General features: G+C 54.0%; 12 protein-coding genes and 1 pseudogene. 5 read left to right on the top strand and 8 right to left on the bottom strand.

Translation table 11 applies throughout. The features are described from left to right. Window positions 1-134 precede the first annotated feature (134 nt). Window positions 135-3,089, top strand: coding sequence for an Rne/Rng family ribonuclease (locus tag MMC1_RS09055; RefSeq protein ID WP_011713431.1), 2,955 nt, complete (start codon window positions 135-137; stop codon window positions 3,087-3,089). A gap of 205 nt (window positions 3,090-3,294) precedes the next feature. Here MMC1_RS09055 and rpsU read toward each other — a convergent pair. After that, window positions 3,295-3,483 (bottom strand): annotated as a pseudogene (gene rpsU, locus MMC1_RS09050) (30S ribosomal protein S21); the annotation flags it as partial. A 297-nt stretch (window positions 3,484-3,780) separates the two neighbouring features. Between rpsU and MMC1_RS09045 the strand changes: the two are divergent. Beyond that, window positions 3,781-4,059, top strand: a complete 279-nt coding sequence (locus MMC1_RS09045; protein WP_011713429.1) for a hypothetical protein — start codon at window positions 3,781-3,783, stop codon at window positions 4,057-4,059. A gap of 145 nt (window positions 4,060-4,204) precedes the next feature. On the opposite strand, the gene MMC1_RS09040 is transcribed toward MMC1_RS09045, so the two are convergent. The 3 genes from MMC1_RS09040 to rpoE all read right to left on the bottom strand — a co-directional run bounded on the left by MMC1_RS09040 (window position 4,205) and on the right by rpoE (window position 7,082). Next, entirely contained in the window at window positions 4,205-5,674 is a 1,470-nt protein-coding gene (locus MMC1_RS09040) for a DegQ family serine endoprotease (protein WP_011713428.1), read from the bottom strand. Window positions 5,675-5,907: 233 nt separating this feature from the next. Next, window positions 5,908-6,387 (bottom strand): SoxR reducing system RseC family protein, encoded by a 480-nt coding sequence (locus tag MMC1_RS09035; RefSeq protein WP_011713427.1) that lies wholly within the window; start codon window positions 6,385-6,387, stop codon window positions 5,908-5,910. A gap of 101 nt (window positions 6,388-6,488) precedes the next feature. After that, the gene (gene rpoE / locus MMC1_RS09030; RefSeq protein ID WP_011713426.1) at window positions 6,489-7,082 is read right to left on the bottom strand and encodes an RNA polymerase sigma factor RpoE; all 594 of its coding nucleotides are present in this window, start codon (window positions 7,080-7,082) and stop codon (window positions 6,489-6,491) included. A gap of 344 nt (window positions 7,083-7,426) precedes the next feature. Here rpoE and nadB point away from each other — a divergent pair, with 344 nt between their 5' ends. Beyond that, entirely contained in the window at window positions 7,427-9,046 is a 1,620-nt protein-coding gene (nadB, locus tag MMC1_RS09025; protein WP_011713425.1) for an L-aspartate oxidase, read from the top strand. A 122-nt stretch (window positions 9,047-9,168) separates the two neighbouring features. On the opposite strand, the gene MMC1_RS09020 is transcribed toward nadB, so the two are convergent. From MMC1_RS09020 to folE2, 4 genes are all read right to left on the bottom strand, one after another. Next, window positions 9,169-9,822, bottom strand: coding sequence for a chemotaxis protein CheX (locus MMC1_RS09020; protein ID WP_011713424.1), 654 nt, complete (start codon window positions 9,820-9,822; stop codon window positions 9,169-9,171). Window positions 9,823-9,838: 16 nt separating this feature from the next. Beyond that, complete coding sequence (locus MMC1_RS09015; RefSeq protein ID WP_011713423.1) at window positions 9,839-10,318, bottom strand: chemotaxis protein CheX; 480 nt, start codon at window positions 10,316-10,318, stop codon at window positions 9,839-9,841. Window positions 10,319-10,466: 148 nt separating this feature from the next. Next, window positions 10,467-12,197 carry a proline--tRNA ligase gene (locus MMC1_RS09010; protein ID WP_011713422.1) on the bottom strand — a complete coding sequence of 577 codons (1,731 nt, stop codon included), beginning with the start codon at window positions 12,195-12,197 and terminating at the stop codon, window positions 10,467-10,469. A gap of 5 nt (window positions 12,198-12,202) precedes the next feature. Beyond that, entirely contained in the window at window positions 12,203-13,012 is an 810-nt protein-coding gene (gene folE2 / locus MMC1_RS09005) for a GTP cyclohydrolase FolE2 (protein ID WP_011713421.1), read from the bottom strand. Window positions 13,013-13,171: 159 nt separating this feature from the next. Between folE2 and MMC1_RS09000 the strand changes: the two genes are divergently transcribed. Both MMC1_RS09000 and MMC1_RS08995 read left to right on the top strand, forming a co-directional pair. Further along, on the top strand, window positions 13,172-14,062 hold the full coding sequence (locus MMC1_RS09000; protein WP_011713420.1) for an ATP-binding protein: 891 nt from the start codon (window positions 13,172-13,174) through the stop codon (window positions 14,060-14,062). Window positions 14,063-14,070: 8 nt separating this feature from the next. Then, entirely contained in the window at window positions 14,071-14,982 is a 912-nt protein-coding gene (locus MMC1_RS08995) for an NAD(+)/NADH kinase (RefSeq protein WP_011713419.1), read from the top strand. Window positions 14,983-14,984 lie beyond the last annotated feature (2 nt).

The following is a 14,984-nucleotide window of genomic DNA, read 5'->3' as shown; positions in this document are numbered from 1 at the left end:
CCCGCCTGAAAAAAACATACATCGGCCCCTCTTTTTGGCGGCGGTCCTACCCACCCACACATAATAAGGGTGGCCCCATGGTCTGCAAACAAACGCTGAAGCGGGACGATTAACCCACGGAGTTAGAGAGACACATGACCAAGCGTATGCTGGTAGACGCCACCCATCCGGAAGAGGTGCGTGTCGCCATTGTCCAAGATCAACGTCTGATTGATCTGGATATCGAAACCTGCACCAAGGCACAGATCAAAGGTAATATCTACCTTGGCCGGGTAACCCGGGTTGAACCTTCTTTACAAGCCGCCTTTGTCGATTTTAATGATGGCCGACAGGGTTTTCTCTCTGTCAACGACATCAACCCCAAATATTATCCACCCGAATTCCGCCCTGAGCCCGATCCCATAGAGGATATGGATGAGCAGGAAGAGCCTGAAGATCTCAGCGATGAGATGGATGGCGAAGAGGGGGATGACAGCGATGATGAACCCGGCAACGAGGATGGTGCCGATGATGACGCCAGCCAAGGGGATGCTAGTAGCGAAGCAGAAGCCAAGCCCCGCGAACCCAGCCAAAGCGAGCGCCCAGCCCGACGCCCCCGCAATAATGAGCGCGCCAACCGGGGTAACCGCCGTCGGCATATTCCCATCCAGGATATTCTAAAAAAGGGCCAACTTCTTCTATTACAGGTTGTTAAAGAGGCCCGTGGTACCAAGGGCGCTTCCCTAACCACCAATATTTCCTTGGCCGGACGCTACACCGTTTTATTGCCGGAAAACTCGGGTGGTGGCGGGATCTCCCGTAAAATCATGGATAATCAAGCCCGTAAGGCGCTTAAAACCATGCTCACTGAGATGGAGATTCCCCAAGAGGTTAGTTTGATCATCCGCACCGCTGGCATGGAGCGCACCAAGCGTGAAATTGCTCGCGACATGAGCTACCTAACCCGCTTGTGGAAAACCATTCAAGAAAAGGTTGAGCAGCACAACACCCCCACCTTGATCCATGAAGAGGGGGATTTAATTATTCGCACCATCCGCGACCTCTACTCCACCGACATGGAAGAGATTTTGATTGATGGGGGCGAAGCCTACCGTCGCGGTAAAGATTTTATGCGTCTGCTCATGCCCCGCTATGTCAAGGCGGTGCAACCCTATAAAGATCGCATCCCGCTCTTCTCCCGCTATCAGGTTGAACACCAGATCGAATCCATGCATGAGCGTACCATCTCGCTCAAAGCGGGGGGTTATCTGGTGATTGAACCCACCGAAGCGCTTGTCTCCATTGATATTAACTCCGGTCGCTCCACCAAAGAAAAAAATGTGGAGAACACCGCCTTTAAGACCAACATGCAAGCGGTGGATGAGATCGCCCGCCAGCTGCGTCTGCGGGATTTGGGCGGTTTGATCGTGATCGACTTTATCGATATGGAGGAGAAAAAGCACAATCTTGAGGTTGAAAAACGCCTCAAAGAGGCGCTTAAAGGGGACCGGGCCAAGATTCAGTTGGGAAAAATCTCTCAATTTGGTCTGCTGGAACTCTCACGCCAACGCATGAAACCAGCCTTTAACGAGAGTAACCGTGAGGTCTGCCCCCGCTGTACCGGGCTGGGCACCATCCGTTCGGTGGAGTCCACCGCCATCCGCCTATTCCGTTGCATTGAGGAGGATATTAGCTCGGGCCGTTTCTCCAAATTGATCTACTTTGCCCCTGCGGATGTTGCCAACTATTTGCACAATCGCAAGCGTTTTCAAATGGTGCAGTTGGAGCAAGAGAACAATCTAGAATTGCTGATTGAGATTGATCCAGAGCTGCAAACACCTCATTTCCGCAAAGAGCGTATTGCCCGCCCTGTGCAAGATGAGCCGGTCGTAAAAGAGCGTCCTGAGCCTGAAGAGCCCACTCTCGTGAGCGAAGAGGATGAGCCCCAAGAGCTTATGGATGACGCCGCTGAAGGGGGAGAAGAGAACCGCACCGACCCCAAAAAGCGCAAACGCCGGCGTAAACGTCGTCGCGGCGGCCGTGAGCGGGAAGAAGGCGCAATGGGGGAAGAAACCACCTCTCTGAATGAGGAGGAGATGCCATCCACCGAGGCACCTGCGATGGATGATGAAGCGGATGATGAGGGCGATGGCGATGAGCAAGCCAACCCATCAGAGAGCGCTGAAACCACGCCTGACTCACCCAGCAAGCGCCGCCGTCGTCGCCGCCGCCGTCGTCGTAGCACCAGCCAGGAGGAGAGCGCTCCACGCCTAGACAGCGGCGATGAGGAACAAGCGATCCATGGGGATGAGCCATCGCCCAGCCCTGAGGATCAACCGCAACAGCGTGATGAACACCCTGTCACCCTCAGCGATGTGCTTCATAGCCTGCCTACATCGGTCACCCCGCTGCTGATGGAAGAGCCTGATACGCCGCAGCCGGTACTGCTGATCGACCCACCGACCATGCCAATCAAGCATGAGGTGGAGATAGAGACGCCCCAGCCAAGTGTGCTGCTGCCCGAAGATCCCCAGCCCGCCATTGTGGAGCGCACACAGAGCACCTTGCCTGGACTGGAAGTGGAGCCCCCTCTACAAGAGCAAGTGGCGGTGAAAAAACCAGTACGCAGACGCCGTAAACCTGCGGTCAAAAAGCCCAGTGCAGAAACCGCTGAAAGTGTCGTCTCTGCCCAAGAGGTGGAGAACCATGCCACGGCAAGCGTGACCCCGGCGGCAGCTGAAAATGTACAGGATAAAGCCTCCATCGCGGCTGATCCCGACGCGGGTGTAACAACTGACGTTGCTGCGGGAGATCACCCAACACCAAGCGAGGGCGCGGAACCACCCAAGCAGCGACGCCGGAGCAGCACACCCCGTAAGCGTGCGACACCAAAAGCTGACACCGCAGCGGAGACAGCCGCACCGACCACTACGCCTGAGGCGCCGGTTGTTGAAACGCCCGCAGAGACGCCCGCAGCCACCACCGAGGCTAAACCAAAGGCGGTTCGAGCTCCCCGTAAGCGTACCGCAACCCCACGTAAGCGTGCGACAGCGGCCAAACCAGCGGCTGAAGAGAGCCACCAAGGGGAAGCCGTTCCTGACGAGGTGTAAATAACCGCTTTTGCCCAATCTATGCAGGCAATGGCCTGTTCCACAAGCCGCGCTATTCGACTAAGAATGGCGCGGCTTTTTTGTGTGCCCTGCCGGGCACACAAAAAAAATGGGGAGCCCATCGGGCTCCCCATCTCTTTTTCCTATGTTCTGATGGATGTTTTACAACACCCCACGGAACACGGCCTGCTTATCCTAGACCAGCTAGAGAAGCGCGGCGCAGCTTTTTACGCAGACGACGAATTGCCTCAGCCTTCTTACGACGGCGGCGCTCGGAGGGCTTTTCGAAGAACTTACGTTTCTTCATCTCGCGGAACATCCCCTCGCGGTTCATCTTTTTCTTCAGAACGCGAATCGCCTGGTCCACATTGTTATCATAGACATCAACCCGCACAGTACATCACCCCCTCTCAAGGTTTGGCTTGGGTTGTATGGAAAAAAATCCATTAACAGGAAACGCGGCATAATAGCGGCTCACCCTCCCATGCGCAAGGAAAAACTTCCATAAAAGCAACAAATGCGATCACTATTTATAGGACAATACGGTATACCTGCCGTGTCCTATTTTTCCAATCGTTGCAAGCAATTGAAAATTGAATTATTCTAAAAATAACGAAGAGTGAGGGGGCCGTTCCTACAAATCTCGGCAGCCCCGTTCGCCACAACAAAAAAAGGATAAAGGGGAAACATCATGGCCGTTTCCGGTGTCTCCGCAGGGGGAACCCTAAGTCTGGCGCAAAATGCAAGGCGCCTGGACCAAAATCAGAGCAACATTAACAATATTACCAGTTCCAGGCAGCAAACCTTGAACGCTGATGACACCGGCCTAAACAGTCAAACCCGCCGTGTAAACAGCCTTACCCGCACGGGTGACGATGGCTTTATGTCCGAAAATGCCAGCAAGGTGGTTTTGCCCGACGTAAACAGCTCTGCCGCACGTCCTGGTGGGATTATTGATATCTTTGTGTGAGACGGCTTGGCACAGGATTAAAACCCGGCAACGCCAGTGGGATTGCTCTGCTGGCGATCCAGAGCGGAACAACTCTACTTTAGTGGCAACGCAAAAAAGCCCCGACAATTTCCAGTCGGGGCTTTTTTATGGCACTTGGTAAAGTTTACTTAACCCGAATAGGCACGAACAACGGCTCTCCAGCACGAAGCACATAGACCAACGCCATGCTATCGGCCTTAACGCCCTTGAGCACCTTTACCAAATCATCCACATCTTTGATAGGCTTACGGTCAAACTGTGTAATCACATCCCCCGTGCGCAGACCCGCTTGCACGGCACTGCCATCCGCCTCCAAAGCGGTAATGACCACCCCTTTGGCATCGTCGGGTAGCTTCATGCGCTCCATCAACTCGGTGGTCACTTGGCTAACCCGCAACCCTAAACGCTCTTTCACGGCGCTGCTATCCGCCTTTTTCTCGCCAGAGGCTGCACGGCCATCTTCATCAGCCGCCACTTTATCATCATCCAGTTTAGCAATGCCGACCCATAGGGTGCGCTCTTTACCTTCGCGTATCACCTTAACCGGTACCCGTGTCCCCACCGGCGTATTCGCCACAATGGCGGGTAGGCTGTTCATCTTGGTGACCTCCTTTTCATTAAAGGAGATAATCACATCCTCGGGATGGATGCCCGCTTTGGCCGCTGGACTATCTTCGATAACCTCGGCCACCAACGCACCCACGCGATCTTTAAGATGCATCGCTTCGGCCAGCTCTTTGGTGATGGTCTGTATGCGTACCCCAAGCCAACCACGCTCGACAAAGCCCTTATTTTTCAACTGCTCCATCACATGACTGGCCAGATTAACCGGTATGGCAAAACCAACCCCTACACTGCCACCACCACGGGAATAAATGGCGGTGTTAATGCCCACCACATCCCCGTCCAAATTAAACAGTGGCCCGCCCGAATTGCCAGGATTGATGGCCGCATCGGTCTGAATAAAATTATCATAAGGACCTGCCCCAATCACCCGCCCTTTGGCGGAGATAATCCCGACTGTCACCGTCTCTTCTAGCCCAAACGGGTTGCCGATGGCCATCACCCAAGAACCCACCTCTGCCTTGGACGAATCCCCAAGCTTGGCCACAGCCAGCGGCTTGTCGGTATGGATACGAATCAGGGCTAGATCGGTTTTTTTATCTTTACCAACCACCTCGGCCCGATATTCCGTCTCATCATAGAGCTTGACGGTAATCTCAGTCGCCTTATCAATCACATGATGGTTGGTAAGAATATAGCCCGCGGCATCGACAATAAACCCCGAGCCCAGGGAGTTGGTTTTAAACGAGCGGTCTTGATCGGGCAGACGGTCAAAAAAGTGTCGAAAGAGGTCCTCAAAGGGGGTCCCCTCAAACTCGTTCTGGCCATGTTTTTTTGGTATTTTATTTGAATTTTCGACGGTTTGAGTGGTGCTGATATTGACCACTGCGGGTTTAAGCCTTTTGACCAGCGGCACAAGATTGGGAAAACCGCCCTCCGCGTAAGCTTGGGGCAGCGAGACCGCCACCAACGCCAGCATGGAGAGCCCCCCGACCAAGGCGCGCGCGCCAAATTTGCATGCGTGTATCATGAATCTACCCTCAAATACTAAGAGAAATCCAACCACGGCCTGCCTTACAGCACACCATAGTATCTTATCTTTTGGTCACTTCCCCTGCGTTGGGTGGTGACCTGCTGACGAACTCAAAGCGCACCGTATGACCCACCATGGGGCAGGCACAAGGGTACGACAGGCAAACGGCCCCCTCAAGGGGGTATATGTTACGCCTTAAACGCTCAGGTCTCTACAAACCCTTCGTTTTATTAATGGGTGGGAAATATAGGAATATGGGTAGGATGCAATATGGAGCGGACCACCGGCATATTTTCGGGCTTAATATCTTGACCTGCGTAAAAACGGCGAAGAAACAGAAAAGTCCCCCCAAGGGCCAATAAGCCACTCAAGGCACCTAACCCCTCTGCACTCTCCAGCTCCAAACCCAAACCAAGGGCAATGCTGCGCACCACCAAGCCTGTCACGATCAAAGCGATCATGGGCATGCCATAGGCCAAAAATGAGGCCGACAAAAAGGCCCCTTCCCGTATCTCCAAGACCACATTATCGCCGATTTTGGCTTGCGCCTCATTGTAAGCACGAAAGAGGACAGGTTTTTTGCCCAAACCACCACTGAGCGTGTTGCAACTGGTTTCACCCCCACAGTTGCCACAAGCGCTTTTACGCTGGGTCGCAATAATGGCAAACGCCCCCTCCAACTCCACAACCTTACCTTGCTCTTGCATCATGATTTGAATACCTCAATCAATAGAAGTGGACTGCATGGCTTTGGAGTCATGTCAAAAGAGGAAAGTTCGTTTATAAGCACAAGGCGTGATTTGAGACAGGATTACAGCCCGTGATGACCGGCCAAGTTGCCGTTGGGAAGATGATCTTTCAATTTATTAACAATCTCTTGCCGCCCACGGAAAATACGCGAACGCACCGTGCCAATGGGGCAACCCATGATCTCGGCAATCTCTTCATAAGATTTACCCTCCAGATCCCGCAGGGCGATGGCCTGTTTCATGGTGGGGGCCAGCTCTTCAATGGCAACCTTTAGGGCATCCATTAACTCGCCACGCAGCACCTGATTTTCTGGGGTATCATAGTCACGCAATTGAGGCGAAAGGCGATCAGCATCCTCTAGATCCATATCGCTCATGGGAATACCGCGATCCTGGGACATGACAAAATTTTTCGCCGTGTTGACGGCAATGCGGTACAACCACGTATAAAAGGCGGCATCTCCACGAAAGTGATGTAACGCTCGATAGGCTTTAAGAAAGGCTTCTTGGGTAAGGTCCTGCACCCGCACCGGGTCAGAAACCGTACGAGAGATCACCGACGCAACGCGGCCCTGGTATTTGCGCACCAGCACCTCATAGGCTTTTTTATCGCCCTGCTTGGTTTTTTCTACCAAGATCTCATCGGCTTCGTTCACACTGACACCTGTTGGTTAGACAACACTGGCCCCACCGTGGGAATGGAAAGATTGGAAGGGTGGATACTACCACGCCTTGCCAGCTTTTGCACCACCCACAAGCGTCACAGGGATAAATTAATTTATTCGCGCATGACACCGATTTTTTTCCCAGAATCCCCCTTCTGTCAAAGGGGGTTCTCTGCCGGGGCTGGGTTGCCGTCTCATAATTATCTTAACGGCTTCGGTTTTCTTTGATCCTGATTAAGATTGGAGTAGAGTGAGAAGGCTGTGGCAAGATGGGCAGCAGCCCCCTGCTCAAGCTGGGTGGTATGACCGTTTGAATTTACAAGGAAGATTGCACTATGGTTAGCGCTCAACATCGCCGTTTTGTCAGCGATTTTCTGATTCTAGGCGGTGGTTCCACTGGTCTGGATCTGGCTCTCAGGTTGGCCGAACATGGCAAGGTGCTGGTGCTTACCAAAGCCCCCATTGGCGACTGTAACAGCATGATGGCCCAAGGCGGCATCGCTGCGGTGCTGGATGAGGACGACAGCACCATCCTACACTACGAAGATACCATGACCGCCGGTGCGGGCCTGTGCAACCCCCAATCGGTGCGCTTGGTGGTGGAAAATGGCGCCCGTATGATCCAGCATCTTATTGATCTGGGCACCCCCTTTGACAAAACCGATAACAACAGCTACCACCTAACCCGCGAGGGTGGCCATAGCCGGCGCCGCGTGATCCATGCGGCAGATGCCACCGGTCGTGCGGTGATGCTTAGCCTGATTAAACAGGCACAAGCCCACCCCAACATTGAAGTTTTGCCCAACCAGATCGCCATTGATCTCATTACCGCCCACAAACTGGGCCATTTTCTACCGGGCAAAAAAGATCGCTGTTATGGCTGTTATGCGCTGGATACCGAAGCCGATGTGATCCGCACCTACCAAGCCCGCTTTACCATTTTAGCCAGTGGCGGGGCGGGCAAGGTCTATCTTTACACCTCCAACCCCGACACAGCCACTGGGGATGGCATTGCCATGGCCTATCGTGCTGGCTGCCGGGTCTCTAACATGGAGTTTATTCAGTTCCACCCCACCTGCCTTTACCACCCACAAGCCAAATCTTTCTTGGTTTCCGAAGCGGTACGTGGCGAAGGGGGGCATCTTTTGTTGGCCGATGGAACCCGCTTTATGGAGCGCCACCACCCTCTGCTGGAGTTGGCCCCACGGGATATTGTGGCCCGCGCCATTGACTACGAAATGAAACGCACCGGCGAGCCCTGCGTGCATCTGGATATCAGCCATAAGGGTGCTGATTTTATTAAGGCACACTTCCCCACCATCTATGAAAAATGCCTTGAATTTGGCATCGACATGACCCAAGAGCCCATCCCCGTGGTACCGGCTGCCCACTATACCTGCGGCGGGGTTGTTACCGGTTTGCAAGGTGCAACGGATATTGAGTCTCTGTATGCCATTGGTGAGGTAGCCAGCACCGGCCTGCACGGAGCCAACCGCTTAGCCAGCAACAGTTTGCTGGAGTGCTTGGTCTTTTCGGAATCTGCCTATAACGACATTGTCAGCAAAATGTTTGGGGAAGATCGCCCCGTGCTCTCCCGCCTTCCCTTGTGGGATAGTTATGAAGCAGGCAGTTGCGAAGAAGAGATCTTAATCGCCCACGATTGGCAGGAGATCCGGCGTTTTATGTGGGATTATGTAGGCATTGTGCGCAGCAACCAGCGCCTAGCCCGCGCCCGCCGACGCATTGAAATGGTGATGCAGGAGATCAATGAGTATTACTGGAACTGCAAGGTCAGCCAAAACCTGATTGAACTGCGCAATCTGGCCTTGGTGGCCCATTTGATTATTCGTAGCTCCCAGCACCGCAAGGAGAGCCGTGGCCTCCACTACACCACCGACTACCCCGAGCGGGATGATGCCCGCTGGCTCAAAGAGACCGTGCTGCCCATTGAGTAGTGGCCTATTAGTAGTGGATACCCCCTCCTAAAAAAAACCGAAGGGGGCTTATGAATAGCCCCCTTCGGTTTGTTCAGAGCGACCCCAAGCAGACTTTAAGCAGACCTTAAACGCGCCCCACCTTATACAGCTGCGCGTTGTACCTGATCAATCGCCTCTTGAATCACCCGCTCGGCAATACGTGGCAGCTCTTTTTGCACCATAGGCCGGGCCAGTTCCGCCAGTATCGGCTCCAAGCCGCTGGTTAGGGTCTGTTTAATCTGCGTGACATGGGCCGGTTCTTCCGGCATTTTGCTCGACTCTACGGCATCGGCCATTCCCACATCAAAATAGATCTCGCAGAAAAACAGCTCCCCCTCTAGGGTAAAGAGCTGATGCACCACCTCAAAGCCGGTCGCCCCATCCACCTCATAGTTATTTCCCCGTACCACCATGGGCGGGGTCATGCCAATGGCACCCAAGTCGGCCTCTAAACGGGATTGTATGCCCCCTGCCACCATATTGGCCATCTCGCCAAAACCATCCTGCATTTCGGCATCCATGCTATCCCGCTCTTCCCCCAGCAGCGCCCCAGCTACCTTGAGCGCCCCTGCGGTCGGGGCCGACAGCCGCACACTGCCCTCCAACCCCTGATTGTACCCCACCACCGCACAGATATTCTCGGCCTGCTTGGCGCGCCCAACACCGCCCGGACCAGATTCCACCTCCATAAAGAGCATGGTTTCGACAATCTCGTGAACCGCTTCTTTAACGGCCTCAATCAATCGCTCATGCATCTGCGTTCACCTATGGCTACAGAGACTTTAATGATTCAATATCGTAAAAGATATGGACACAAAACGGCTGTGCAGCAATGGAAAAATCTTGACTGATACACGCATAATGCTTTTCACTGCGCACCTTGTGCCCCGCTCCTTGGATCACCATAGGGGTACTCAACTTAACTGGCCCCAAGAGCGATTCCATACGGCTTTGCATGCCTCCTGCCATCATATTGGCCATTTCACAGAAGGCATCTTCCATCTCATCATCCATCTGGCTGCGCTCTTCCCCCAGCAATGCACTGGCCAGCACCATCGCCCCGGCCTCTCCTGCTGAGAGCGCAAAACTCCCCCGCAAATTACCACTGTAACCCAAAACCGCACTGTACGCCACCGCCAGCGGTGAACCACCCTGCCGCCATGAGCCACACGCTACCTCGGTAAAGAGCATGGTTTCTGCTATCTCCTGCACGGCCTCTCGCAGGGCCTCTAAAAATCGCTCCGCCATCATCACTCTCCCGGGTTTGGCTTACTGGATCATGCAAGGCCCCATAGAACCCCCACATGTAAGGTTTACTGCAACACGTTTGCAAGCCCGGTCATCCCTCAGGGGATAACCGGGCTTGCGATCCATCAACTTCGGCGCTTTCAAGCTTCCACTAAGCCTTTTTTTCTTGGGCTAACCACTGCAATAGGGTCTCCACCACCGACTCCACAGGGATCTTCTCCACCACTCCACTGCGGCGGTTTTTCACTTCGCAAACCCCCTCTTTAAAGGCTCGCCCGCCCACCAGCACCCGATACGGTGCTCCCAGCAGATCGGCATCTTTAAACTTGGAACCGGCCCGCTCATCGCGATCATCCAGTAGAACCTCTAACTGACCGGCCTGCAACTGCGCGGTGATCTCTTCGGCCTTCTCCATGGCGTCGCTCTCATTGGGGTTCATCACCACCACTTCAACCTCAAACGGGGCAATGGCAAGGGGCCAGATAATCCCATTTTCATCATGATTCTGCTCAATGGCCGCTGCCACAATGCGGGAGACACCAATGCCATAACAGCCCATGATAAGGGGCTTCTCTTTGCCATCCTCGTCCAACACCTTGACCCCCATGGCCTCGGAATATTTGTAGCCCAATTTAAACACATGGCCCACTTCAATACCCCGACTCAACTCCATACTACCCGGGCCACAGCGGGGACAGCCATCCCCCTCTTCCACATTGCGCAGATCCACAAACTCAGGCTTGGGCAGATCCCGTTGCCAGTTGACCCCGGTCAGATGGTACCCCTCTTCATTGGCACCACACACCATATTGGTAACATCGCGCAGAGCACTGTCGGCCAAAATTTTAACCGGTTTATTGAATTTCTCGGCCCCCACTGCGCCCAGGTACCCCACCGCCACACCCAACGCTTCTACGGCTTTCTCTGGCGCGGGAATTTGCGCCAACGGTGCCGTGGCATTACACGCCTTAACTTCGTTAAGGGTATGATCCCCCCGCAACAGCAGCAAATACCATTGATCGGCCTCTGGATCGTGCCAAGTAAGGCACTTAACGGTGCGCGCTTTATCCATTTTCAAAAAGGCCGCAACCTCTTCAATGCTCTTTTGGCCAGGGGTCGCCACCCGCACCATGGCTTCGGGCACACCACCATCCAGATCCACCGCAATACCAAACGCCTTCTCTAAATTTGCCGCATACTGACAATGGGTACACGAGGCAATGACATCCTCCCCCGATTGGGCCAGCACGTGGAACTCGTGGGATGAGGCCCCACCAATGGCCCCGGTGTCGGCCTCCACCGGGCGAAATTTAAGATCCAGTCGGTTAAAGATTTTATTGTAGGCCTCGAACATAAGCCGATAGCTCTTGTCCAAAGCAGCCTCGTCTATGTCAAAGGAGTAGGCATCCTTCATCAAAAATTCGCGTCCCCGCATGATGCCAAAGCGCGGGCGCACCTCGTCGCGAAACTTGGTCTGGATCTGATAAAAATTGGCGGGCAACTGTTTGTAGGAGTGGATCTCGCGACGCACCAGATCAGAGATCACCTCTTCGTGGGTAGGGCCGTAGCAAAACGAGCGATTATGCCGATCGGTAATGCGCAGCAGCTCTTTGCCATACATTTTCCACCGTCCCGACTCCTCCCACAACTCGGCGGGTTGGATGGAGGGCATCAACACCTCCTGCGCACCCGCCCGGTCCATCTCTTGACGGACGATGGTCTCGACTTTACGCAAGACTTTAAGCCCCATGGGCAGCCAAGTATAGATACCCGCCCCCAACTGACGGATCAGTCCGGCGCGCAGCATAAGTTTATGGGAGATAACTTGAGCCTCGCTGGGCTCCTCCTTAAGGGTCGGAATAAGGGTCTGGCTGAAACGCATGGCTGTTAGCTCCGTTGGCCGCCTTCGATAAAGGCATAGGCCGAATGGTTATGAATGGATTCAAAGTTTTCTGACTCCACCGCAAACCAGCTAATGCGTGGATCGTGGGTCAGTTCATCCGCCAGATCACGCACCATGTCTTCCACAAACTTGGGGTTATCATAGGCTTTTTCGGTAACAAATTTTTCATCCGGGCGTTTGAGAATGGTAAACAGCTCGCAGGAGGCATTTCGCTCCACCAGATCCACCACCTCTTCAATCCAGACAAACTGGCTAAACTGCACAGAAACCTTAACGTGGGAGCGTTGATTATGCGCCCCATAGGCACTAATCTCCTTGGAGCAGGGGCACAGTGAGGTAACGGGCACCTCCACCGTTAGGGTGAGTTGATAGGCATTCCCCCGCATCACGCCAGAGAAGTGGACTTGGTAGTCCATAAGCGCCTCAACACCAGAAACCGGCGCTTTTTTGGTGATAAAATAGGGAAAATCCAACTCAATATGGGCCTCTTCTGCATCCAGGCGCTGTTTTACCTCTTTGAGCAGCTTGGGTAGATTTTCAATCGAAATGGCCCGCTGATTTTCTGCCAACACCTCTAAAAAACGGGACATGTGGGTCCCTTTAAATTGGTGGGGCAGATTAACATACATATTGATACGTGCGGTGGTGGATTGGCTACCCACGCTGCGATCTTTAACCACGATGGGGTAACGAATATTTTTCACCCCGACCTTGTCAATATCCAAGCGACGGTGATCCTGACGGGACTGTACATCACTGAGGGGAAGTTGGCAGTTATTCACATTATGGTCCATAACGATTATTCAACCAAGGATGGTACAAAACCACCGCTTGGGCATAGGAATAGGGCGCGAATGTTTGCTTGTCTTGCGCAACATCCACAGAGTTCTCCATAATAGGGGATTTCCACCCTGGGCAAAAGCCCCCTCTTTACGAAAAGACCAGGATTCTCCATGAATACGCAACCCATCGCCCTACAGCGCCGCTTGAACCGTATGCTGGCTGCCTTGGAACGCTTTCTACGCCGGGGGGAAGATGATCCCCCACCCGATATGGGCATCCTGGCCCACAACCCGGCCTATCGCTGGCAAAGCAAGCCCCATGGGGGTTTTCGTTGGTTAGCGGTTAACCATAGCGACCCCATCAAGCTGGAACATCTCTATGGCATTGACCGCATTAAAGAGATTTTAACCCGCAACACCCAGCAGTTTGTGCAAGGACATGGCGCCAACCATGCGCTGCTCTGGGGCAGCCGGGGCACCGGTAAATCCTCGCTGGTCAAGGCCTTGGGCAATGCCTTTGCCCCCCAGGGATTGCGGCTTATCGAGATCCAAAAGGAGGATCTTAACCATCTACCCCAACTCCTAACCCAGATCCGCCCCCTGCCCTATCGTTTTATTCTCTTTTGCGACGACCTCTCCTTTGAGGAGAGTGAGGTCTCTTATAAAACGTTAAAAGCCATTTTAGAGGGGGGGCTAGAGGCCAAACCCGATAATCTGTTAATCTACGCCACCTCCAACCGGCGGCATCTTATGCCCAAACATTTTGCCGACCATGGCCCCCAGCCTAGCCAGGAGATGCACCCACAAGAGAGCCATGAAGAGCGCATAAGCCTATCCGATCGCTTTGGTTTGTGGCTGGGATTTCACCCATTTGATCAACAAACCTATCTGGATGTTGTAAGCAGCACCGCGAAACGGCTACAGTTGGAGATTGATGAATCCACTTTGCACCGCGAGGCGCTATGCTGGTCACGCACCCGTGGCGCCCGTAGTGGCCGTGTGGCGCACCAATTTATGCTGGATCTCGGCGGACGTATCGCCTGCGGCGATCTAAAAAAATAGGACATATTATGAACAGCATTGGTCTGGTCACCAAACTCTCGGATCCCATGGCCATTCGGGCCACCAGTGAGTTGACCGAGTGGCTCAACAAACAGCATCGCCGAGTAACCGTCACCGCCGAGGCCGCCAAAGCGGCCAATATCAGCCCAAAGCTGGCGGCCATCAAACCCCTTGAGGATATTGGCGAGGGGCAAGATTTGGTGATTGTACTGGGGGGCGACGGCACCTTTATTGGTGCCGCCCGCGATGTGCTGCGTTGGAAAGTGCCGGTCCTGGGGGTAAATATGGGCCGTTTGGGCTTTCTTACCGAAGTTAGCTATGACGAGATGTATGACAACCTTAAAGAGGTGTTTGCCGGTCACTACAACGTGGAAGACCGCATGATGCTCACCGCCTTTATCCGCCGCGAAAGTGGCGAGGTGCTCAGTCACCATGTGCTCAATGATGTGGTGGCCCACAAGGGGCATCTGGCCCGTATGATGGAGTTTCAGGTCTCCATCAACGGTCAACACGTCTTTACCAGCCGCGCCGATGGCCTGATTGTGGCCACCCCCACCGGCTCAACGGGTTACTCGCTGTCGGCGGGGGGCCCGATTATCCATCCCCGGCTGGACACCATCATTATCAACCCCATCTGCCCCCACACCCTCAGCAACCGCCCCATTGCGGTGCCCGGCGACGGTCAAATCAGCTTTCGTTTAACCCAAAACGAACCCGACCGCCTGCTCACCCTGGATGGGCAGACCGGAGTACCCTTGCTGGATGGCGATGAGATTGTTATTCGCAAATCGGATCGCTCTTTGCGGGTCATCCACTCCCCAGACCGCAACTACTATGATATCTTACGTAAAAAACTGCATTGGGCCGAAACCGTTGGCACCAAGCGGGATCTCTCACTGCGTCCAGCTGATGATCGCTAAAC

It is taken from the genome of Magnetococcus marinus MC-1, from assembly GCF_000014865.1.
GTDB classification, from domain to species: domain Bacteria; phylum Pseudomonadota; class Magnetococcia; order Magnetococcales; family Magnetococcaceae; genus Magnetococcus; species Magnetococcus marinus.
The sequence above is the reverse complement of the archived record's forward strand: the minus strand, read 5'-3'. Positions and strand labels throughout refer to the sequence as shown.